The 21,729-nt window shown below is 53.2% G+C and carries 22 protein-coding genes; 15 read left to right on the top strand and 7 right to left on the bottom strand.

Features of this window, described 5'->3' with window-relative positions; all coding sequences use genetic code 11:
* Positions 1–89: 89 nt before the first annotated feature.
* Entirely contained in the window at positions 90–287 is a 198-nt protein-coding gene (locus K239x_RS15620; RefSeq protein WP_145419179.1) for a hypothetical protein, read from the top strand.
* Positions 288–395: 108 nt separating this feature from the next.
* On the opposite strand, the gene K239x_RS15615 is transcribed toward K239x_RS15620, so the two are convergent.
* Entirely contained in the window at positions 396–1,190 is a 795-nt protein-coding gene (locus K239x_RS15615; RefSeq protein ID WP_419189007.1) for a pirin family protein, read from the bottom strand.
* Between the two features lie 409 nt (positions 1,191–1,599).
* On the opposite strand from K239x_RS15615, the gene K239x_RS15610 reads away from it, so the two are divergent.
* Both K239x_RS15610 and K239x_RS15605 read left to right on the top strand, forming a co-directional pair.
* Positions 1,600–1,965 carry a DUF2513 domain-containing protein gene (locus K239x_RS15610; protein ID WP_145419178.1) on the top strand — a complete coding sequence of 122 codons (366 nt, stop codon included), beginning with the start codon at positions 1,600–1,602 and terminating at the stop codon, positions 1,963–1,965.
* 256 nt (positions 1,966–2,221) lie between these two features.
* Positions 2,222–2,776 (top strand): hypothetical protein, encoded by a 555-nt coding sequence (locus K239x_RS15605; protein WP_145419177.1) that lies wholly within the window; start codon positions 2,222–2,224, stop codon positions 2,774–2,776.
* 251 nt (positions 2,777–3,027) lie between these two features.
* Here K239x_RS15605 and K239x_RS15600 read toward each other — a convergent pair whose 3' ends face one another.
* Together K239x_RS15600 and K239x_RS15595 are read right to left on the bottom strand one after the other, a co-directional pair.
* On the bottom strand, positions 3,028–3,564 hold the full coding sequence (locus K239x_RS15600; protein WP_145419176.1) for a hypothetical protein: 537 nt from the start codon (positions 3,562–3,564) through the stop codon (positions 3,028–3,030).
* A 270-nt stretch (positions 3,565–3,834) separates the two neighbouring features.
* Positions 3,835–4,251: a hypothetical protein gene (locus K239x_RS15595; RefSeq protein ID WP_145419175.1), complete on the bottom strand. Its 417-nt coding sequence runs from the start codon at positions 4,249–4,251 to the stop codon at positions 3,835–3,837.
* Between the two features lie 960 nt (positions 4,252–5,211).
* Here K239x_RS15595 and K239x_RS15590 point away from each other — a divergent pair.
* Entirely contained in the window at positions 5,212–5,400 is a 189-nt protein-coding gene (locus K239x_RS15590) for a hypothetical protein (RefSeq protein WP_145419174.1), read from the top strand.
* Positions 5,401–5,515: 115 nt separating this feature from the next.
* Here the strand turns inward: K239x_RS15590 and K239x_RS15585 are convergent, their stop codons facing one another.
* A complete protein-coding gene (locus K239x_RS15585) occupies positions 5,516–5,878 on the bottom strand; it encodes a hypothetical protein (RefSeq protein ID WP_145419173.1) in 363 nt (120 codons plus the stop codon).
* A complete protein-coding gene (locus tag K239x_RS15580; protein ID WP_145419172.1) occupies positions 5,878–7,011 on the bottom strand; it encodes a DUF1559 domain-containing protein in 1,134 nt (377 codons plus the stop codon). Before K239x_RS15580 ends, K239x_RS15585 begins: the two co-directional genes overlap by 1 nt.
* A 273-nt stretch (positions 7,012–7,284) precedes the next feature.
* On the opposite strand from K239x_RS15580, the gene mntR reads away from it, so the two are divergent.
* The 3 genes from mntR (at position 7,285) to K239x_RS15565 (ending at position 9,849) form a co-directional block, all read left to right on the top strand.
* Complete coding sequence (gene mntR / locus K239x_RS15575) at positions 7,285–7,692, top strand: manganese-binding transcriptional regulator MntR (RefSeq protein WP_145419171.1); 408 nt, start codon at positions 7,285–7,287, stop codon at positions 7,690–7,692.
* Between the two features lie 134 nt (positions 7,693–7,826).
* The gene (locus K239x_RS15570) at positions 7,827–8,264 is read left to right on the top strand and encodes a transposase (protein WP_419189006.1); all 438 of its coding nucleotides are present in this window, start codon (positions 7,827–7,829) and stop codon (positions 8,262–8,264) included.
* A 700-nt stretch (positions 8,265–8,964) separates the two neighbouring features.
* Positions 8,965–9,849, top strand: a complete 885-nt coding sequence (locus K239x_RS15565; protein ID WP_419189005.1) for an alpha/beta hydrolase family protein — start codon at positions 8,965–8,967, stop codon at positions 9,847–9,849.
* A 491-nt stretch (positions 9,850–10,340) separates the two neighbouring features.
* Here K239x_RS15565 and K239x_RS15560 read toward each other — a convergent pair whose 3' ends face one another.
* Positions 10,341–10,907 (bottom strand): hypothetical protein, encoded by a 567-nt coding sequence (locus K239x_RS15560; RefSeq protein WP_145419169.1) that lies wholly within the window; start codon positions 10,905–10,907, stop codon positions 10,341–10,343.
* A 367-nt stretch (positions 10,908–11,274) separates the two neighbouring features.
* On the opposite strand from K239x_RS15560, the gene K239x_RS15555 reads away from it, so the two are divergent.
* A complete protein-coding gene (locus K239x_RS15555) occupies positions 11,275–11,976 on the top strand; it encodes a transposase (protein WP_145419168.1) in 702 nt (233 codons plus the stop codon).
* 258 nt (positions 11,977–12,234) lie between these two features.
* The gene (locus K239x_RS28710) at positions 12,235–12,396 is read left to right on the top strand and encodes a hypothetical protein (RefSeq protein WP_419189004.1); all 162 of its coding nucleotides are present in this window, start codon (positions 12,235–12,237) and stop codon (positions 12,394–12,396) included.
* A gap of 449 nt (positions 12,397–12,845) precedes the next feature.
* Here K239x_RS28710 and K239x_RS15550 read toward each other — a convergent pair whose 3' ends face one another.
* Positions 12,846–13,265: a glutathione S-transferase family protein gene (locus K239x_RS15550; protein ID WP_145419167.1), complete on the bottom strand. Its 420-nt coding sequence runs from the start codon at positions 13,263–13,265 to the stop codon at positions 12,846–12,848.
* Between the two features lie 198 nt (positions 13,266–13,463).
* Here K239x_RS15550 and K239x_RS15545 point away from each other — a divergent pair, with 198 nt between their 5' ends.
* From K239x_RS15545 to K239x_RS15520, 6 genes are all read left to right on the top strand, one after another.
* Positions 13,464–14,903, top strand: a complete 1,440-nt coding sequence (locus tag K239x_RS15545) for a hypothetical protein (protein WP_145419166.1) — start codon at positions 13,464–13,466, stop codon at positions 14,901–14,903.
* Between the two features lie 681 nt (positions 14,904–15,584).
* Complete coding sequence (locus tag K239x_RS15540; RefSeq protein ID WP_145419165.1) at positions 15,585–15,767, top strand: ribbon-helix-helix domain-containing protein; 183 nt, start codon at positions 15,585–15,587, stop codon at positions 15,765–15,767.
* Between the two features lie 98 nt (positions 15,768–15,865).
* Positions 15,866–17,032 (top strand): DNA cytosine methyltransferase, encoded by a 1,167-nt coding sequence (locus K239x_RS15535; protein WP_145419164.1) that lies wholly within the window; start codon positions 15,866–15,868, stop codon positions 17,030–17,032.
* Positions 17,033–17,655: 623 nt separating this feature from the next.
* Entirely contained in the window at positions 17,656–18,570 is a 915-nt protein-coding gene (locus K239x_RS28705) for an McrB family protein (protein ID WP_419189003.1), read from the top strand.
* Positions 18,571–18,589: 19 nt separating this feature from the next.
* Positions 18,590–19,861, top strand: coding sequence for a 5-methylcytosine restriction system specificity protein McrC (locus K239x_RS15525; RefSeq protein ID WP_419189002.1), 1,272 nt, complete (start codon positions 18,590–18,592; stop codon positions 19,859–19,861).
* 808 nt (positions 19,862–20,669) lie between these two features.
* Complete coding sequence (locus tag K239x_RS15520) at positions 20,670–21,377, top strand: recombinase family protein (protein ID WP_145419161.1); 708 nt, start codon at positions 20,670–20,672, stop codon at positions 21,375–21,377.
* The last annotated feature ends 352 nt before the right edge of the window (positions 21,378–21,729 follow it).

Genomic DNA, 21,729 nt, shown 5'->3' with positions numbered 1-21,729 from the left:
GACGTACGTTTCAACAGGTGCGGGTTCTGCAATGTTCATACGAAGCAAGGTGACAAGAAGTTGCGTTGCGTTATCACGAGTCAGCAACCATGGCCCTGCACGCACACGCCTTTCGAACGCTTGATGAAGGAGACGTGTTCATCTACGAATACCGTGTCTATCGCAAAACGGCTCCGGACTTAGCACGCGTCGTTCGCGACGAAACCGGCAAAGAACCAAGCTGCCCGATGTTTGTCCCCTTTACGGACGAACAGCAAATTCAAACGCTGGCACCCCCTGGCGTTTAAACGCCAAGTTCCTAGCGACAAGCTGCAGCCGCCATCGACAGCCCGCAGCCACCGGGGGATTCTTTCTCAACTACTCCGCGCCGTAGTGTTGTCTTCGTTACGCTGCGATCAAGAAAGCGTTCCCATTTTGCCGGCTCGATAGTCGCAAATTGCTTCTTGAATTTCTGCTCGCGATGCAATGACGAACGGTCCTTGCCCGACCACCGGTTCACGGATCGGCTGGCCCATCAGCACAAGCATGCGTGTGTCGGAATCCGCTGCAACGTGGACGCCCGATCCGTCTCGATCGAACAACACCAGTTCGACCGCTTTGACCCGTTTATCGTTCACGCGAGCATCGCCCGACTGAACAATCAACAGCGACATGTGTCCAACTGGTAGCTGCAGGTCCACCACGCCACTGGCGCTGAGTTGCAAATCCCAAACGTTGATGGGCGTAAACGTCGATGCAGGGCATTTCGCGTCCAGCAATTCGCACGCGATCACGCACGCCGTGCCCGCGTCGCTCGGAAAAGTCACGGACGGGAACTGATCACCCAGCAGATCCTGGTACTTCGGCGGTGCCATCTTGTCCGCTGCGGGCAGGTTGACCCACAGTTGCACCATTTCCAGCATCCCGCCCTCTTTGGCAAACCGTTCGCTGTGGAATTTTTCGTGCACGATCCCCGACGCCGCCGTCATCCATTGCACGTCGCCCGGCCCGATCTTGGCACGACGACCGTTGGAATCACCATGCTCCAGTTCGCCCGAGTAAAGAATCGTGACGATCTCAAACCCGCGATGCGGATGTTTGCCGACACCCCGTTTGGCTTCGGCGGGAGCAAACTGGTGCGGACCGGCGTAGTCAAGCAACAGAAACGGATCAAACTGGTTCCTATCGGCGTACGAAAACAAAATTCGCATCGGAAAGCCGTCGCCGACTCAGTGCTGCGGTACATCGCGGATGATGTGTTGGATTTTCTTGGGCATGGTGCTTTCTCTGTTTGTTTTCCTACGCGGAAGGGGTGGCGTCGCCACTGTGTTGCCGTCAATCAGCCAGCAGTTCTGTCAGCCAGCGTTGTAGCCAGCCAGCCTGTCTGAAAGATTCACTCTGACGTACTTCTATGAACCGGCCAAGCACAAATTAAGCCGGGGCAATCTGATCGCTGACTCTCAAGACCCGGTGTCCCTCAGTTGACATTCGTCATCGGATCGTCATCCCGCGATCGCGAAAGCGGACGCTAAGCCAACGGACTGATGTTGTCGCCGGCAGTCGATTGTGTTCCTCTACCTGCATCAAAGCATCAACAACAGCATCCAGTGAGCCCAACCGATGATACGCAACATGGAATTGATTCGCGCAATGGTGCTTGCGATTCGCCAACACGAAGGCCGGCCGTCAGCCAGTGAGGTGCAGGCTTTGATTAGCGATGAAGACAACGGAGTCTACAGCTATCACGTCGAACTGCTGATCCAAGGCGACCTGATCACCGCGGTCGACACCAGTCCTCGCAAAGACCGCTACGGTAAAGCCAACTTGGCACTCACCTGGGCGGGGCAAGATTTTGCCGACAACCTTGTCAGTGACGAAATCTGGGCCAGCGCAAAGCAAACGCTCGCCGAAGCCAATCTAGACGCCGCCTCGTTCCAAATCTGGACCCAGCTGGCCATCAAAAAAATCACCCAGCGTTGTGGCTAAGCTGCTAATCGCTCTCGAAACCACCGTCGACCGCTGGGCTCACCTGCCCGGGGAGCAAAGAGCAATCCGGCAGAGAAGTGATCCAGTTTCTTGTTCAAACATAATCTCGGTGACCGCGATGAACTGACAACAGTACTTTTCAGAGAGGTGGCGGATCTATTGACTTGCCATTCGGTTTTGCCAGTTTCAAATTCCAGTCGATCTCAGTGGCACGACTGCAAAACGTTCCAGCACTTTCAATCCTCGAGCGACGAAAATGACTCATCAAAGACGAAGCGGTTCGATCACCCTTGACGGAGAATTTCGTATCGAGGCCGTTCACAATCACTACCCTAGCGGCGGTCCGTGTCAAACGTTTGGCGCCGTGATTTGGATCCAGGGAAGCTCGGTCGATAAAAATGAATGCAAGGTTCAACATGACGACTTGGCCAAGTCCATGACCAACGCAGATGGCAGTCTTGCCGCTTTGGGTTTCGACAACCTTACCACTGGCTGCAACGCAACTATCAAGAATGCTTTGATCAAGTTCGTCGATCAGACGATCGTCGGCGTGCCGACAATTCGCCAGTACCACGGCGAAGACACGTTGGAAGTCCCCCAGCCCATTGCGGCGTTTGCGTTTTGGCAGTTTGTTTTGACACAGACCCCCGCAGGTACTTATTACATCGCTTACGGCATCAACGAACCCGCCGGCGGTTCGGACAAAGCATCCTGGGCCTTTCTGCAACCAACGCCAAAGTCGTTTATCGCCATCGGCAGCGGTACGGCAGCCAATCCGACAAGCCCAAGTCCCCACAAGAGCAACGCCTAAGAACGCAACCCGGGAAGCACCCAACTTGTAACGCGGCTTGCGACAACGTCACGCTCGGTCGTGATGTGCCAACAGACGCCAGACAGTTGGGGCAGAATCCTGATCGGCGTCGCCTTTACTTCCGATGACGATGTCGTGGCGAGTAGTCACAGAGACCCCCTCGACGCTCGTGTCGATTGCGTTGTGGTCCAAAGGTGAAAGCTGTCTCAGTCTTGCCTTTCGCTAGGATTCGATAAAGAGCTGTTCTTAGGTTACGTTACAGACTTGGCCTGCGACTGAAAGTAGCTCCAGAATTCGCGGTAGTAGGTTTCGACATACCAATAAAGATCGTCGTACTGATTTGCATCCTCCGACCCCATCGAACTGCTATCGGTGACACGTTTCGCCCAGTAGACGAAGAACAATGCGTTGACGAGCCCATCGTTCTTGCCGCCCTTTTTACGGTTCAAGGCAACCACTCTTGCCAGTAGATTTAGAAACTTGTCTAGCTGGTCCAGCTTCTTGTACTCATCGCTCGTTAGTTGCTGTTGTGCCTCTGCCGACCGTCGCTTGGCCAGCACCTCGCTAAGTTCAACATACGATTTTGGTGAAGCGACCCACTCTCGCACTTGTTGGTAGTCCGGATCATCCCAAAAAGAATGATGAATCGAAGCGAAATGATGGTCCCAGGCGTCTTCTCTTTGGCGAGATGTCAGACGGTAGACTGCAAGAGCCAAGATCGCGCCGGCGGCTCCAGTAAACGCAGTTGCAACTAGTTGTCCGACCAATATCCACTCGTCGAATTTCATTTGAGCGTCCTTTGGGTGATTTGCGGTTTCCATTCTCTAGGCTGAATGGGACTAAATCAGGGGCGCATTTTGTGGGCCCTTTTGGCTCAGAGGGAACACATCAAAGCGGGCAGGCCTCTTTGCCCCTTTTTAGCATTTCGCGGTGTAGACGAAATGCTAACGCATACGCAGGCCGGAAGTGGCACCACTCGCCTAACCGAGCAGGGCTGTTCAGCTACCCCGCGACAGCCTTGAATCATCATACTTCGATTCCAAGCTTCGGTACATTCTTCATGCGCCGATCAAACGCTTTAGCTCATCCCAAATTTGATCCCTGTTTTCAATGCAAACAGAAATACGAAGACCAGACACTTGCAGTACACATTGGTGGGTGTATTGCCCGTTGCCACGTGTCTTCTTCGCCCACCACGTCACAAGATGATCGGACACCCGCCCAAAGGCAAAAGGATACTTTTCTTTGACTACGTTGACCCCACAATTCTTCATGGCTTTCACGCCTTGTTTGAACAAAATTTCGTCGCCATCGCCGGAGGAGAAGTACCAGTTGATATGAGAAGCAACTGCCGCCTGAATCGTGCCTGACTCCTTCTCGCCTCCTATTTCCGTCAACACGGCATCTTCGGTGTTCGTAGTTACGTCACCATCAGATGTGCACCGGATTATCTTGCCAGCTTGGTCACTACTCATAACATCTCCTCACACTTTCATGAAAATGAAACGCGAACAAAAGAACTCACTACACTCGGCTAGAGATAGAATGAGTAACGGGATGCAAGGCGTGTACCAATACGGTGTCGACAGGCGATTCATCGCTTGCGAGCGTGGCGTTAAGAACCGTCAATTGGGTGACGCGCAAATAAGCGCGCAAGAGAGCGACATTTTCGCACAGTTGGAGCTACGGGTTGACGCAGAATGACGTGGTCAAGGGTCACAGATGACGGTGACATCCTCTCAGGATGTCACGACCACCAAGAGCTGACAAAGCAGGCGGACTGGATTACGCACTCAACCGCGGGAACGTGCGCGCGAAATTCTTCAAAAAGCGACCACACGGCCGACCGCGAGTCCGCAACTTGACGGCAGAAGAAAACAAAGTGGCCTAACCCCTTTTAATCTTTGCCGACAACCTTGTCAGTGACAAAATCTGGGCCAGCGCAAAGCAAGCACTCGCCGACGCAAACCTAGGCTCAGCTTCGTTCCAGATCTGGACCCAACTTGCGGTCAAGAAAGTCACCGAGCGTTGCGGCCAAACGTCCCGCCGTGGATGCTTCGTTCGTCCAAGAGCGACTGAAATATAGTGGCAGTGCGTTCAGCGGCGTCCGCGCTCAAACAGCAGTGCTGGGAAAATCAGTCTTTCATTTGTGTAAACAGTGTTGTCGATCGTTCCGCCGATCCAACACCAGACAAACGATGGCCTGAAATGCGAGGCACTGGGCCGCAATCCTCGGCGATCCCAACCGCCCCGTTTCACAAAGTGGTTTGCCCTGAACGGCTGTGCTAAAAAATTGACACGCCAGCTCCAACGCATGAGAATATGCCGAAGTCACTTGGCGTCGGCGTAGCCGCAGGTGACCCAAGGTATCCGAGCTTCTTTTAAGACTAGTTGCACCATCCGACTACCTAATCGAAACGTTGAGAGAGCCGATCATGACCGATGACAAACCTCAGTCCGACGACGATTCAGAAGAAGGGGAAACGCTTTTTAAGCGTCCCGAAAATAAGCCCGAATGGGATTGCACGTCAAAGTGCCCGACCTGTGGAAAGGAATGCGTTCGCGAGCACAATACTGCTCAAAAACACAAATGCAGCGATGACCATACTTGGTATCGCTGGTAGCACCACGTCACATGTCAGGACAATCATCACGAGCTGGTCCCGACAGAGTGGTGCCAGTCTCAGCGGTGCTGAAGGGGCGAGCGTTTGCTCGTAGAGGCAATGTCGATCGATCCCGTCAATGCTTAACTTGGTCGACAAGGATTTGCCGGCACGCTCGCGCGGCGTCTTGCCACTGTTGAGACCGAGCATCAGCGATGATGGATCGAATGACTCGCCCAGACGCCGTGTCTTTCTCGGGCGGTTCCGACTCGCGCCAAACCGCTTCGAGTTCGATTAGGCCTTGTTCGCTACGCTGATTGCAGACGCGGTAGAGCGCCAATGTGATCGCGTAGTCGTCCTTGCTTAGCTCGACCTTCGATCGACTGAACCAGAAAGCACCTGCGACCATGATTGCGGCGATGACCGTTGCCCCAACGATCATTTTCCCAGCACTCGACCGCTTCAGTGCAAAAGACTTGGGTGGTTGATTGCGTTCCATTACAGTTGCTCCCAATCGATGATTTCGTGTTCATCCATACTGGACATTTCGGCCCACAAGTACAGATCGACGAAGTTGCTGACGAAACGCACGGACCCGTCGCCCATGCAGACGAAACCGCCCCCGGGATGCTGAGAATACATTTGCCCGACGTGGTAAGTCGGAAAGTTAACCGGATGAATAATGGGACTGCCGGTGATATCCAATTCGCCACCCGACGGTCCGGCGTGGACAAGCGTCAGTGTCGCCGCGGCGTCCGGTCCGTTCTCGGGTGACGAAAACCGCGGATGGGTAAACGCCCCCGGAACGACGCCCACCCAAGTCTTGTCGCTCAAGGCAGAACTGTGCTCGCCAAAGAAGATCGTGTTACTCAGACCGTCTTGAACATCTCGAAAACGTGTGCGGGAATTGCGAAAGAACGGACCATCGGCGACGCGTCCGGCATCCCCGTCGATTGGGACGATCTTGGTCGCCGACGTGTAGATGTTCGTAAAGACTTCGCCGGTGGCTACGGAACCGCATTCGCCCCAGCAGCTCTCTTGACCGTGGCTGGCCACATAGTGACTGCGTCCGACCCTGACTTGGCGTCCATCAATCGACAGCGGATTGTTGGCAGAGTCCGCGATCAGAAATGCATCATCGCCGCCCGTCGTGCTGGGGCACAGAAACAGGGGCACGCGAGAGCCTATCGCGTCCTCGTTGACCGAGGACCAGATCGGATGATCCATGCGCAGCCCGCCCGCGATCGCGTTTCCCTCTGCATAAGGCAAAATTCCCGCTCCCCAGCCCCATCCTGGCCCCGCATCCCAGGTCACCGCATCCATCATCACGCTCGGTGGAGCGATGCCGCTGTTCGTTGCGTATGAAACGTATCCAGCGGGAAGCCGTTTGAATGCCGAATGATAGTTATGGCTGGCAAGTCCGATTTGCCGCAGGTTATTGCTGCATGACATACGCCGAGCGGCTTCGCGGGCAGCTTGCACGGCGGGCAGCATCAGTCCCACCAAAATGCCGATGATCGAAATCACGACCAGCAGTTCGACCAGCGTAAAACCGCGCGGTTGGATTTGCACGTGCTTTCGCACGCCCGCCACCGATCGACTTGGTTGGCGAAACAGTTCGTCGTGATTCATCTCTTCTCCAGATGACAAGGGGCTATTTGGAGTTAGCCGCGGCTAACTTAAGGGGCCAAGTAAAAACCAAAGCGGTCGCTCCTCGGTGTGCGAATTCGCTTCGGATCGTAAGTTAGCTGCGGCTAACTTACGGCAAGAATAAGAGGCACGGCGGTATTTAGGAAGGGGTACTGGGGAAATTCTCGGTTCGTTAAGATGGGAGCCGTTAGTTTTCCAGCCAATCAGCGGCAGGGAAATTCGATCGTCCCTCTTTTCCCTGCTTGAGATTCAGTTTTGGCCGAACGAGTTCATAAGCGAACACGCGATGACCACGCGAGCGAGGTGGCGGAGGACTACGTAGAAGCGATCGCGAAGGCGATCGACGCTAGCGGCGTGTGCCGATCGATGGACCTGGTCAATCATTTTGCGGTCACGCACGCGACGGTCAACAACACCGTAGCGAGAATGCAGCGTGATGGTCTAGTGACGACGAAACCCTATCAGCCGATCGAATTGACAACGGCCGGCAAGCGACTGGCAACCGCGTCGCGTAAACGCCACGAAATCGTCCGATCATTTCTAGAAGCCATCGGCGTCAGCCCCCAAACCGCCGAAATCGACAGCGAAGGCATCGAACACCACGTCAGCAAAGAAACCCTCGCCGCAATGAAACGCATCATCGACCACGGCTATCCAAGCTAAGCGCACAAAGTTCCTGAGCCACCGCCGCACGCCTTTCCAAAATCGCAAACTCGCCGCCGGTTAGGAATTGGAACCCGTCGCGGTGATCCTTCGTCCCCGACGAAGACACGCACGCGCGGCAGAACACGCGCACTGTGTGGAACAACAAAACCAGCGGAATGGGACACGTTTATCAGCAACGATACAAGAGCTTCCCGATTCAAGATGACGAACACTTTTTCGTCGTTTGTCGCTACGTTGAGCGGAATGCACTCCGTGCTGGACTGGTCAAGCGAGCGGAAGACTGGCGATGGGGGTCGCTGTGGCGTTGGTTGCAAAAGCCGGAGCCTGCCCCAAAGCTGCTTTCGACATGGCCGCTAGCAAGATTGCCGAACTGGGTCCGCCGCGTCAACGAAGCATTGTCAAAGCCTGAGCTCGAAGCCGTGCAGCTTTGTGCGCAACGAGGTCAACCACTTGGTGACGAAGGTTGGGTCGAGTCGATTGCACGTCGGCTGAATTTAGAATCCACCATGCGACCACGCGGCCGACCGCGAGTCCGCAACTTGCCATCAGGAGCAAACAAAGAGGCCTGACCCCTTTTAAGCGTTGACCCCTTTTAAGCGTTTGACCCCTTTTAAGCGTTTGACCCCTTTTAAGCGTTTCTTGGAGCGTTTCGATGTTTTCTTTGTTTTCGTGGGCATAGCACCCCAAGCATCGCGTCCACCAAATGCCTGACCAGACCGCAAACTGAAAAGAGTTCATGCATGCGTTTCGCGTTTCACATTCGGTGCCCTCATTGCTTTCGAGTATCGAGCAAGTCGGCGGAGTTTCATGGATTGATAAATCAGTCGGGCAACAATTCAAACGGGCACCGACAGTTTCAAATTCTGCAAAGTTGATATCATCGCAAAGCACGCAGCACAGCAATCGCCGTGCCGAACACTATTGCCCCCGTCCCCTTTTTAGGACTCGTCCCCTTTTTAGGACTCCGGAAAACTTGTGACTACGAAAGTACTTTTTCTTCCCAAGAAATTCAGGCAGCGACCGAATAGATCGTCGATAGGATTCTTCAAGCTGATAAAGTCGACGACACGAGTGGATGCGATGAGTATGCAAACGATCCCAATTCGATTCGTGCTATCGGTAGCGCTATTTTCAACGGCTTCGGCAGGCATTGCACAAGATGTTCGGAGCGGCACGACAATAGATCTTTCTGCGCACGGAAGCCTTAGCTCATCCGAGATTGATTTTCCTTCAATAGTCGATCCAGAACGTGATAACCGAACGGTCCCGTTGAAGGTTCACGTTCCGTATGGACCGGGACCTTTTCCCGTCGTGATCGTTTCACACGGCGCCGGTGGCAACCGAGATGCCAATTTCGCACAGGCACGGCACCTAGCGACACATGGTTACATCGTCGTCTGCATCGAACATGTCGGCAGTAACACAAAGCAGGCTTTGGCAGGGGGATTGCGCATCGGAAAAACGATCGCCGCGATGACTCGAGACTCTGACGAAGTCTTGAACCGTCCAAAAGACGTCAGTTTCGCAATCGATCAGGTGATGCGATGGAATGGTGAACACACGCAGCTCCACAATCATTTTGACTTGAAACGAATCGGGGCAATGGGGCATTCATTTGGTGCATTTACGACGCTAGTCGTTTGTGGCGCACGCCCAGCACTGGATTGGATGCGGCCACGAATCGTCAACGGCCGGGGACTCGGACCGGACTTGCACGACAAACGGATTCGATGCGGAGTGGCCCTTTCACCTCAGGGACCAGGTGATCCGTTTTTCTTAAAAGAGAGCTATGCGTCGATTTGTGTTCCGTTGCTAGGAATATCCGGCAGCAAAGATAAACAGCAAAACTTTCAGCCAGAACACCGCAAAGTCGGATTTCAATGGTGGCCAGATGGCCCACATCACCTTTTGTGGATCAACAACGCGAACCACCTTTCGTTCTCCGATTCGACCGGGAGCAAGTCACGCCGATCAAACCGACTTTCCGAAGCGTTGGCTTCACGACGTGAGGACGTTCAACGCATTTCGCGCGCGGCCACGTTACTCTTCTTGGATCAGCACCTCAAGCAGCAGCCAAGCGTATCGTTAAGTGAATCGAGTCTTCGAAAGTACGAACGCGGAATTGCGGACAAGATCCAGTTGTTGAAAAAGTAGGCCGCCTTCGTGCTCAAAGCACAATCACATTTTGGAAAGGCGAATCGGCCGGCCTTTTGACCTTACGGCCTGCCTTCGATCTTGCGGAGATGCTCGCATGATTGTTACCGCTGACGCGGAATTGCTGCTGGAACGATCGCAAGGCGTGGGGGGCATTCGCCGGGGTCAAACTAGGTTTTCGGTTTTCAACCGAAAGCATCAATCGCGAGAAAAAAGGTGCAGGTACCGTTTCATTTATTCTTTTGGTGGCTAACTATTGAATCTTTGGCTCACTCGAGCTTGGGGAGTGCCATGGGGAGGCCGAAGCGCACCTGACCCGCGTTTGTTTTCCGATTGGCTCGCGACTTCGTGGAAGGCGGACTGATGAAAGTGCGACGCATCGCTGAAGGGACGCAATTGCTAGTGACGGACGCTGGTGTGATCGAACGGCGTTGGCGCAGGTTGATGCTGATCTGCGGTGTCTTTGGAAACGATTCGTGCATAACGCACGTTTACTTCTTGATCGTCGACTCCAGCTGTTTCAACGAATGGCGAATGGCTCCGAGCAGCTTTTTTGATGCATTGATCGAGAAACGATAGGCGTCGACTTTGTCTTTGGTCTTATTTTCCAGCTGAAGAAATCGGCTCTCTTTGTCTGTCGCAAACGTCAACGCCCAGTCAGCATCCTTCATTCCTGTTTTGATCTGAATTCGCTCTTCTTTTGGCTCGGACTTCAGCGCGCCCTCAATGACCTGAATCAGTTCCGTCGTCTGGGCTTGATTCATCATTAGCATTCCGCCTGCGCGTGGCTTGGTCTCTCCCGGTTTCAGCGGAACCATCAAAGAGATTTGGACGGACGGATCGAACCCATCCCAGTTGGTCTGGTTGACGTGGGTATAGCCAGTTCGCGGTATCCCCAGATGAACGAAGGGAGATGGGTCGCCCAGCCAGGTCGTGTTTTCAACTACAACCGATTTGATACTTGGATCAAACGTATCGTCATTCGGATCCCAGTCACCAGCAACTAGCGATCCACTCAATAGGCAAAGAACCAGCAGGGAACCGATGATGCGTTTCACAGTGCGTTGCTCAATTTAAAAAAGGGGCCGAAGCAGAAATGTGGCGTTGATGGGATGGTCCAAGCGTGCGCGGACTATCAAGGATAGACAACACAAAGACCGCAACCAACGGGTTTCGATTGGCTACGATCGCTTTTGTACGAAAACGAATCAGGGACCGTTGAATCGGCAAGCTTTCGTTGCAAGACGCGACGACCGGACACAACAAACGGGTCAGGACACAACAAAGGGGTCAACACAACAAAGGGGTCAACACAACAAAGGGGTCAACACAACAAAGGGGTCAGGCCTCTTTGTTGCGGTAGTTGAACACAACAAAGGGGTCAGGCCTCTTTGTTGCGGTAGTTGACTGTGCTATCCTCTCAGGATGCCACGACCACCAAGAGCTGACGAAGCAGGCGGACTGTATCACGCACTCAACCGTGGGAACCTGCGCGCGAAGATCTTCAAAAAGGAAGCGGACTTCGAAGCGTTCGAGCGGATTCTTCATGAAGGACTTGCTATCCACCAAGTGGAGCTCTACAGCTATCAGTTGATGGATAACCACTATCACCTTGTCCTGCGACCTCTTGTCGATGGAGAAATGAGTCGATTCATGGGCTGGGTTGGAGGGACGCACACGATGCGTTATCACGCTCACTATCATACCAGCGGAATGGGGCACGTTTATCAGCAAAGATACAAGAGCTTCCCGATTCAAGATGACGAACACTTTTTCGTCGTTTGTCGATACGTTGAGCGGAATGCACTCCGTGCTGGACTTGTCAAGCGAGCGGAAGACTGGCGATGGGGGTCGCTGTGGCGCTGGTTGCAAAAGCCGGAGCCTGCCCCAAAGCTGCTTTCGACATGGCCGCTAGCAAGATTGCCGAACTGGGTCCGCCGCGTCAACGAAGCATTGTCAAAGCCTGAGCTCGAAGCCGTGCAGCTTTGTGCGCAACGAGGTCAACCACTTGGTGACGAAGGTTGGGTCGAGTCGATTGCACGTCGGCTGAATTTAGAATCCACCATGCGACCACGCGGCCGACCGCGAGTCCGCAACTTGCCATCAGGAGCAAACAAAGAGGCCTGACCCCTTTTAAGCGTCTGCGCAACTTGCCATCAGGAGCAAACAAAGAGGCCTGACCCCTTTTAAGCGTCTGCAGGAGCAAACAAAGAGGCCTGACCCCTTTTAAGCGTCTGCGCAACTTGCCATCAGGAGCAAACAAAGAGGCCTGACCCCTTTTAAGCGTCTGACCCCTTTTAAGCGTCTGACCCCTTTTGAGCGTCTGACCCCTTTTAAGCGTCTACAGACGCAAGTGACCAGTCGACCGCAGATCCTGCGACAACCATGAGGGCAAGTGAGCAGCAGCTCCGTATTCTGTTGTATCTCATTTGGATGGGCCTACCGCCTGAACGACGGACTCCCGACGAACTCAACATTGCGATTCAGAAGATTCTGGATAGCGCCATGTACGACGTACGCGGAGACGCGTTTGGGCTCAACAGCTAACTCCACCAACAGTCTCACCAGAGGCTGTGAAGACCGAAGACAGAACCATCACATGCACGGAAGGACGGCTTGCATGTCTTTTGAAAGTGGGGGCGGCATTCGCCGGGGTCAAACTAGGTTTTCGGTTTTCAACCGACAGCATCAATCGCGAGAGAAAGGTGCAGGTACCGTTGATCGCATAGAGAAACGGTACCTGACACCGTTTCTTTCACTTGCCATCGAAAACGTCTCGCTGAAGTCGTGCCAGCGCAGCATCGTCAGTGTTATCGACTGTTGCCTTGTCAATGTAGAAAGTCGCAGGCGGCAGCCCGTTCGCTTTCAACCACTTGTCGGTAGTGCGACGTTGGCTTTGTCACTGAGCTGTGATCGAAGTTTCGCCAGACCCTGGCGAAATGCAAAAAAACCGGCACCGACTTTCGTCGCTGCCGGTCGACTAAATCCCCGGTCGCTCAGAGCGCTTCGGTCAAAACATTCTGCCCAGGAACCACGAAATTCCCAAATGAATCGCTGAAGTGAAGCAGCACCGCCGAAGGTGCCTGTGTGTTGGGGTCAATTTCCACGTAGTAGACGAACCACGCCCCGAACTGGTCGAGTTCGACCACTCGGTAAATGCCGACATCGTAGTAGGTGCCCGTGATTGGCAAGCCCGAAGCCCAAAGCACTAGGTTTCCCTGCCCCCCCCAATTGGGCGACAGGTACCAGTCGTAGGGAACGTTTCCGTTCAGCAGCACGTTCGCGCTGAAATAATCCGTACCACTTCCATTCGGATCGCTCGAAACATAAGCCTCAAGCGTTGACGTCGTGAAAATCGCGCCGGCACAAGCCAACGTGCAAATCCAGAATTTCAGTGAAGCAATCGTTTTACACATCAAATCGTCTCCAAGGGGTAAGAAATCCAAAGCGGCACCACTGTATCACGAAATAGTCACGAATGTGCACAAAAGACGCACGAATGTGCCGATTTATTTCACTAGAGAGCATTCCCGAGCGATTGTCAGGCTATTTCTATTGTGTTTTGTGCTTATTTCGTTATCTACTCCGTGTGATTCACATCCAGAGAGACCAGTATGAGCGAGAAAAAAGGTTTGACCGAGATAAGCGATGGAGAGCTAAGGCAACTCCTTGTTGCCATTGGGGAGGCGATCGCCGAGAAAACGCTGAAGCAAAAGTACGTTACACAACGTCTTTCCATCCACGCTCGTACGCTTCAAAAGTGGATCGCTCGAAGTACGGCTGGCGAACCGGTGCCAATCTCAGCGACGAAGCGCAATGAGTGTTCAGACGAGTTGTTGTTGTTGGCGAAGAAGCTCAATGTGCCTGTGGTCGATTCGCTTGTCGTTCTGGCCGGTGAACAGCTAACGCGTGACATGCAAAGTTCACCAGTTTGCGATTCCAGTGGCCCACATGTTGACCCTTCCAGTCCTTTTTTCTCTTCACGCACGTCCTTTGAAATGTGCCAGCAGGCCCATTCCCGGATGGCAGAAATCTCTGCACACGTCGCGTCGCTATCGAGTAGTGAACACCGTGAACTCGGTCTTGGAGATGTTGACACAAAGAAGGCACTTCAAGCGTGTTTCCGCGAACAACCGACGGACTATTTCCGCCCGTGGTACGGAGCAGATGCGTTTGGAACGCCTGAACAATTAGCGATCGCTTCACACGAAGCTGTCTCAGCGGCCGCGCGAATTCGCGGATTGCGTCTTACGGTTGCCGTTCCGAGTGTTAGCGCACTTAGCACTGCATTGTTTGGGTGGATGACCGAGCGTTTTGGTTTAAACCTTTTGGAAATACTACATACCGACGCGACCGTTCCGACCGTTCAGCTTCTGAACTCGTCCAATCCACCAGACCTTGCACTCATCGCGTGCCTAACGATGCTGCTCAACGCCTCGTCAAATGCGTTGAACTATGTATTTGCTATGCCGGTTCACGATATCCAGCAAGCTATCGCGGTCGCAGGGCTCAGCGATACGCAAAGGAAACAACAGAGAGAAAACCCGGACTCATTCGATTTCCCATCGAAATCGCCACTGCCAGTTGTTTATCTAAATCGAGCGACCGGTTTCGTGAGCTACCTTGATTTTTTACAGTCGGATTTTGTTCAAAAACATAATTTGCGATGCACTCCGGAGGCAGCTCCGTCAACAAAAGCATTCTTTGAACGCCTTCACAAGGCAAAGCTGGGTGACGTTTTTGGCATCGCGATTTGGAATCCTGCTCTATTGAACAACCAGCAACAACTCGTGACGATTGAGGAAACGCGTACGGGACACCTACTGGGCTTGTTTGCTCACCGCGATCTATGGAAGCGATCTGGATCGCCAGCGCTCGAGGGAGATAAGCCAAGCATCGCCGACGACTTCATGAAGGTTTTCTGGTACTCGCTCTGCTTCATGCGGTTTAGTGTCGTAGCGACTAGCTATACGCAAAGCCTCGTTCCGAAGAAGAGTTCCATCAAGCGAACAATGTCTGCGGCGATGGGATTGAGGGAAGACCAGATGAAGTAACCGCTCCGATGTCACCTTCTACAGCCGAGCCAACAAGTCGCATAGTACCGAACGACTGGTGACGCTAGCCGCCGACCAAGTGCGCCATAGTTGACGGCCGTTTCGTTGACGCGCTGTGATGTTGGACAGAGACCGATGTGCACGGATTGTTATTCGGTCACGTCGAGGCCTGATATGGCAACATAGTTCCGCCAGGGCCCGATGGGAGAACAGTCGCACCAACGAAAAAACCCGCGGCTGACTTACGCAGACGCGGGCTTTATCTAGCTACCCCGCAAGGACAGCGACAATCGCCTGAAACACCGTGCTTGAGCAACATTTCCGAAAATGTGGTGTCATCGGTGGTGTCATTGTCAGAGTTGGTGAAGTTGTGGCGGTCGCTGGACACCGACGCACGGGCTGACCTGATTGACGTTGCACGGGGTTTGTCCCAATGAAGCAATGTATCGGCGGTTTGACTGGGCGGAGATTTCGCCGATTTATGGTCAGCCATGGGCGGATTCGATCGGTAAAGCGGTTGCCGCACGAAAGGCAAACGCCAAGGCGAGACGGAATCAGCGGTAAAAACAAATTATTGACCACACGTGTCATTCACGCAGCGAATGATAGCACGTACATGGCTCGCCATCTTGCGAAGTTGCACCAAAGTGGTGTAACGTGGTGCAACTTGGAGGACCAGACATGAATGCTACAAGTCGAGACAAGCGGAAGGTTCGCACGTCGGTGGGAATCGATCCGGACGACTATCGGGAATTAGAAGCAATGGCCCGAAAACATCGGGTTTCCATGTCATGGATGATTCGTGAAGCCGTTAAGCAATATCTCAAAAACAAACGCCCGCTTTTATCGCGAGACGAGTCATGAGAAGTCCGGAAATTGTCCACATCGTAGACAGCTGCGTTGAGCGGACGCAAAGACGACTTTCATCAATACCACAACGAAAAGTAGTCTGAGGAATACGTATGTCATCAAGTTCATTCGAGCCCACGTGTGTCGATCTATTTTGCGGTGCGGGTGGGCTTTCAGACGGTTTACGTCAAGCGGGTTTTAACCCAGTCTTGGCGGTTGACAATGACGCCAATGCAATCGCGACCTATGAAGCGAACCACCCAGACACGGCAACAGCGTGTGAAGACATCGCTAACATCACAGGCGACAGCGTTCGTGAGTTACTGGGGGGCAAAGAGCTTGACTTACTCGCAGGTGGCCCAAGTTGCCAAGGCTACAGCACGCACGGAAAACGAATTGAAGACGACCCGCGTAACTTTCTTTTCCGACACATGATTCGACTGGGCGAAGAGCTACGTCCAAAGTGGATCTTGATCGAAAACGTTCGAGGGCTTCTAACGTTTCGCAAAGGGCATTTTCGCAATCTCATTACGGAATCTTTAGAGTCCATCGGATACGAAGTAGACGCCAAGGTACTATGTGCGGCCGATTACGGTGTTCCGCAGTTACGACATCGGATTTTCTTTCTAGCAAATCGGATTGGATGCCCGATTACATTCCCGCAGCCCACTCACGGCGATGACGAATGGCTTGCCAATCCGTACGTCACAGTTGACGACGCTATCGGCGATCTACCGCTGCTTAAGGGAGAGCTGAACTGTGATGAGTGGATCTACAAATCGCGACCAAAGTCCGACTTTCAACGTTACGCAAGACGGTACAACCCAAAGCTAACGTTGCATCAGGCCAACGGTGTATCTGAAATGTCGGCAGGCGTCCTTCGTCACGTTGGCGAAGGTGAAGGTCTTAGGTCCGTTCCGACGGAGCATTTGCCAGCGAGATTTCGCAAGATGCGTCGAATTAGCAATGGTCAGCTTCGTCAAGACTGCACGACGCTTTACCATCGTTTACACCGACAGCGCCCGGCTTATACAATCACCTGCTACTATCGAAACGTTGCCTCTGGACCTTTCGCACATCCGCTTGAGGATCGAAGTTTGTCTCACCGGGAAGCGGCACGACTGATGTCCTTTCAGGATCGATACAAGTTCCGAGGCACTGGATTGCCAAGACAAATTGGCAATGCTGTGCCCCCGTTGCTTGCCAAGGCTGTGGGAGGGCACATTTACAACCAATTGCTCAACCCTGAATATCAAGGCGAGCTTACTGCCTCTGGCTAGGACACGGCATGTCGCGTTACATATCGAAGGATCGACTTAAGTCCGCGATAATTAACCTATCCGAGTGGAGAGCAAAGGCTCAGTCGCAGGCGTCTGCTCATCTTTTCCCTACGCTTTCGATCATCGCGGCGGGCGTCAACACTTCTGATTGGACCCACTACGAAGAGCAGGACGATTTCGCCTTCTTTGACAGGTATTTTCGTGCTGGACGCGACGAACAGAATCCGTATTTCGATCCATTGCTTAGAAAGATGCGGATTCATTCCCACCCTCACAGCAACATATCCACCGCACGCAAAAACACGCTAGAGAATCGCTGGGGAGCAGTCGAGAGCCGTAGAACCGACGATAACGAATCGGAATGGAAACTTGGTATCGACTGGGTAGACACGTTCGCAAAACGGGTGATGACGAAGGGTGGAGAGTTAAACCGACCGAACGTTGTCGATTGTGCAGCTTGGCTTTTCCGAGTCGATAAGTTTGACGACGGAGCTGACGCCCGCACCCTGGAGAACAAATTCCGGGATGAATTCCCCATTGCCGACGACGCTTACAATCGTCTTTTTGAGTTTCGAGACGAGCCAGCGGAGAAACTGTTCTCGGATAGTCCACTCACGGATGAAGTGGCTGACGAAATCATCGCATCGCTTGTCATTGATTCGACACCGAAACAGTTGCCAGTTTCACCGACACAAGAATCGCAATCGTCAGTGTTATCCGACGACGATTCGCTGATGCAGGAAGTTAGTGCGGTCCTTGGGATGGGTTCATCAGGGATTATCTTTAGAGGATGTCCAGGAACGGGCAAAACTTGGTACGCATGGCAAGTTGCACTTAAACTGACTGACAACGATCCTTCACGGATCGTCCGCGTGCAATTTCATTCGTCGATGGGATACGAGGATTTCGTCGAAGGATACAAGCCGACTCAAAATTCGAAGTCAGGATTCGAAGTTGTCCCCAAAACGTTTCTGCAAACCGTCGAACTTGCGAACGGAACAGACAAGCCGGTCGTCTTCATCATTGACGAAATAAATCGCGGCGATCCGTCAAGAGTGTTCGGTGAACTCCTTACTTACATTGAAGACGGATGGAGGGGCGTACAGTTCACTACTCCATTCCGAGGAGAGCCGGTATCGATACCACGAAACCTTATTCTACTCGCGACCATGAACCAACATGACCGGAGCATCACACAGTTAGACATGGCGATGTTACGGCGTTTCGATCACATCGACATCTATCCTTCATCCGATCTTACGAATCAATTTCTTATTGACGCTGGCATGGTGGCCACTGATGCTTCCAAAATTACTGAGTGGTTCGAGCAGATGCAGCAATTGCTTCCATTTGGCATGGGGCACACATATTTCCTCAACGTGGGCGATAATGGTCGACTAGCTCAAGTGTGGAGGTATCGAATTCTTCCATTCTGCGAAAGTGTATTGGAGTTTGAGCCAGATAAATTGGGACACGTTAGCCAGAGCTTCAAAGCACTAGAGAGACGCTTGTCTGGTCAGCAAGAATCCGATGATTAGCACACCGTTTCCAAAAAACGTGTACCCATGCCTTGAACATGGGGAAGTCGTTGTCCCAATCGAAAATCTGATTGTTGATGGCAAGATTGACGTGTTCCCAGAGATCACCGGACGGGGATACTTCGACATCGACTACCGTGGTGGTGAGTTGCGTTTGATCGCGAAGAGCTACATTGGTGTAATTCCAATCAATTCGCGTGTTGCGATTCACGTCCGCCCGCGATTTCCAATCGAAAATGCTTTGTACCTTGTGCAGAAGGCGAAGAAATCGCTAGGAGCACTGCCCAGCCATTTGAGGAAGTACGCAGCCGAACCACTGAAAGCCGGAAGTGCGGAAGACCTTTTCGGTCGAGCAGTGATTGAGGCTCTATCGGTAGTGCAACGCGACGGCCTACTGCGACAGTATGTTACAAAAGAGACGACGCACGGTTTTCGTGGAAGAATCCAGTTCGGAAAATCGGTCTCACGTTTCATCGCGAAAGGATATCGATACAGGCATGTTCGTGACGTAAGTTTCCTCACGAGTGATTTACCAGAGAATCGATTAGTCAAACACACATTGGAACATCTGGTCCGCTACCTCCAGCAACTCACCGGCAAGGACAGCATATCGCTTGCCACGCATGCCTCGCGTCTCGTTGAGCTTTTCGACACGGTCAGTCCTCTTGCGGAAAATGCGGAGAAAGCGTCTCGGCAGGTTGCAGGGCAAATAGTCAAGCTTCCCGGTAGCCACAGGGCATACGAGCGTCTGCTATGGCTTTGCTATTTGATCGCTACGCAACAAGGTGTTTCGCTCGAATCGTTTGGAAAGGTTCAGATCGAGTCCTTGGTGATACGTTTAGACGATGTATTTGAGGCTTATGTGCGAGAACTAATCCAAGAGCAAATCTCGGGTATTTTGCCGGGCGGTCAAGTTTTCGACGGGAACGTTCACCGAGTGCCGCTGTACGTTCATGGCGGCGACAACCAAGTGAAACCTGACATTTATATTCGGAAACCTGGAGTCCGCCCAATCGTACTTGACGCCAAGTACAAGCCAAAATTAAAGGCTGCGGACCGGTACGAAGTATTGGCGTTCTGTGAGGCTCTACAATCGAAGCTCGCCATCTTCATTTCGCCATCAAATCGATCGGAGTCCGGTAGTCGATTTCTGGGCGTTACGGCGGGAGGTGTGGAACTGCACGAATTGAAAATCGATTTGGGGCGTCGAGATATCGAATCAGCCGAGTCCGAATTTGTGAATAACATTCGCATGACGGTCGAAGCTCGCCTAGCAACATTGCCCACGTAGTCTCCTGCAATCCCCGTTCTACCGTGCTAAGCTACCAGCAGCCGACCGGAATCCAGGCTCGTGCGACGAGCGATCCCACACCAGTCGAAGAAAAGGCCTTTCGTGAGCTGACACGCCGTCTGGTCGCCGCAGAGGCGTCTGGTTTCAGGATTATCGCCCGCGTTGTGTGAGCGTTGGACGGGAACCCATCAACGCCCACAGTGTTGCAGTTGAAAACCGACCACCCCAACACCGGACCGGCTGACGATAGGCGGCAGCTAGGATAGGGCACCCGTCACCATCGGCAGCACCCCTGCTCATCACCGCACCGTTAAAACCCTGCACCCCCAACCGACCCCACCGACTGATAACACTGCTACCGGCCTAACAGCCAGCACGACCCGCACGACTACCACAACGCAACGGCCCACCGCGTTCTCTTGTTCGGACCCGATACCCACACGCCAACACTCGCCCAACGCGTGACCGTATTCCGGCAGCGTACATCCTTAGACAGTGCGTGAACACGTTGTCCACACGTGTTTGCCGGATTCAGGCAGCGGTCTCCCAAACACAAGCGGAGCCGGTCACGCTCAACAGCAGCCAAGCACAACGCAGCGAGGGCGGACGATGGCGAGTCCCAACGGTTTGCAACCGGATTCCGGCAGACTGCCAAAATGGCGCATTCGATGGATTTCGGCTTGTGACGATTATTCAACCGCCCGTGTCTACAGACGACCGGTTGTGTCCAGAATCGACGAAAACGATTTGCGCTTTTTGCGTGTCGGCATAGTGTTGAGTGTAAGACAACACCAACGCGAGACGCACCTTGAAAATCATTCTCTACATCCGAGTTAGCACCAAAGACCAAGCCGATAGCGGTCTTTCACTGGACGCCCAGCGAGCGAAGCTAGAAGCATACGCAAGCCTTTACGACTTGGAAGTCGTTGCGGTCATTGAAGACGCTGGCGAGTCTGCTAAGAGCCTTAAACGGCCCGGTCTACAACGTGCCCTAGCAATGCTACGCAGCGGCGAAGCGGAAGGCCTAGCCGTCGTCAAATTGGATCGATTGACGCGAAGCGTGGGCGATTGGCAAACGCTTATCGACGACCATTTCGGTAGCCGGTCGCAATTGTTCAGCGTTGCCGATTCCATTGACACCAGGACAGCCGCAGGCAGAATGGTCTTGAACATTCTGCTATCGGTTGCCCAGTGGGAACGCGAAGCGATTGGGGAACGCACACGGGACGCCCTACGCCACAAGATCGACAATGGCGAGCGTGTGGGCAAGATCCGATACGGCTACGATCTTGGCGACGATGGCAAGACGCTACAACCCAACGCATCGGAGCAAGACGCAATAGCTTGGATGCAAGATCTACGGGGCGACGGCTTGACGCTTCGCCAGATTGCGGCAGCGTTGACCGACCGTGGAATCGTCACCAAAGAGGGGCGGCTGAAATGGACGCACACGGCTGTTAGCGGCATTCTCAAGCGGGCAGCAAGAGAACAGGCAGCAAGAGAACAGGCAGCATAGCCGCCTGAATGCTGGTCGACGCGTAGCGACCGGTGAGGGGCGGGGGAACGCACTGTCCATTATTTAGCTGGCAACGTAAATTCTCAACGTAAATTCCAGCACGTTCCGACAATGCCCATAGGGATAATTCCAAGGGGTGGAATTCAACAAAACGGACTCTTGTCCGGTTTGCTTGTTGCTGTTTTTTCGTTTCCCATCGTCGGATACACGAGCCGTATCGATTGGGGTTGTCCACTTTGTCGATCGAATGGGAAACACTTTGAATCAGGCCAATGGCTGCAACGAAGTACTCAAATGATTCTCAACTATTGCAGACATTGAAACCGCGTCCAACGCACTTGCTAACATTATT

It is taken from the genome of Stieleria marina (genome assembly GCA_007741555.1).
Lineage (GTDB): Bacteria > Planctomycetota > Planctomycetia > Pirellulales > Pirellulaceae > K23-9.
This window is presented reverse-complemented; position numbering and strand designations above follow the sequence as displayed.

Excerpts from the sequence above, each read along its gene's own strand:
- K239x_RS15620 (WP_145419179.1), top strand. The coding sequence starts at position 90 with ATGGCCCTGCACGCACACGCCTTTCGAACGCTTGATGAAGGAGACGTG.
- K239x_RS15615 (WP_419189007.1), bottom strand. The coding sequence starts at position 1,190 with ATGCGAATTTTGTTTTCGTACGCCGATAGGAACCAGTTTGATCCGTTT.
- K239x_RS15610 (WP_145419178.1), top strand. The coding sequence starts at position 1,600 with ATGATACGCAACATGGAATTGATTCGCGCAATGGTGCTTGCGATTCGC.
- K239x_RS15605 (WP_145419177.1), top strand. The coding sequence starts at position 2,222 with ATGACTCATCAAAGACGAAGCGGTTCGATCACCCTTGACGGAGAATTT.
- K239x_RS15600 (WP_145419176.1), bottom strand. The coding sequence starts at position 3,564 with ATGAAATTCGACGAGTGGATATTGGTCGGACAACTAGTTGCAACTGCG.
- K239x_RS15595 (WP_145419175.1), bottom strand. The coding sequence starts at position 4,251 with ATGAGTAGTGACCAAGCTGGCAAGATAATCCGGTGCACATCTGATGGT.
- K239x_RS15590 (WP_145419174.1), top strand. The coding sequence starts at position 5,212 with ATGACCGATGACAAACCTCAGTCCGACGACGATTCAGAAGAAGGGGAA.
- K239x_RS15585 (WP_145419173.1), bottom strand. The coding sequence starts at position 5,878 with ATGGAACGCAATCAACCACCCAAGTCTTTTGCACTGAAGCGGTCGAGT.
- K239x_RS15580 (WP_145419172.1), bottom strand. The coding sequence starts at position 7,011 with ATGAATCACGACGAACTGTTTCGCCAACCAAGTCGATCGGTGGCGGGC.
- K239x_RS15555 (WP_145419168.1), top strand. The coding sequence starts at position 11,275 with ATGCCACGACCACCAAGAGCTGACGAAGCAGGCGGACTGTATCACGCA.
- K239x_RS28710 (WP_419189004.1), top strand. The coding sequence starts at position 12,235 with ATGAGGGCAAGTGAGCAGCAGCTCCGTATTCTGTTGTATCTCATTTGG.
- K239x_RS15550 (WP_145419167.1), bottom strand. The coding sequence starts at position 13,265 with ATGTGTAAAACGATTGCTTCACTGAAATTCTGGATTTGCACGTTGGCT.
- K239x_RS15545 (WP_145419166.1), top strand. The coding sequence starts at position 13,464 with ATGAGCGAGAAAAAAGGTTTGACCGAGATAAGCGATGGAGAGCTAAGG.
- K239x_RS15540 (WP_145419165.1), top strand. The coding sequence starts at position 15,585 with ATGAATGCTACAAGTCGAGACAAGCGGAAGGTTCGCACGTCGGTGGGA.
- K239x_RS15535 (WP_145419164.1), top strand. The coding sequence starts at position 15,866 with ATGTCATCAAGTTCATTCGAGCCCACGTGTGTCGATCTATTTTGCGGT.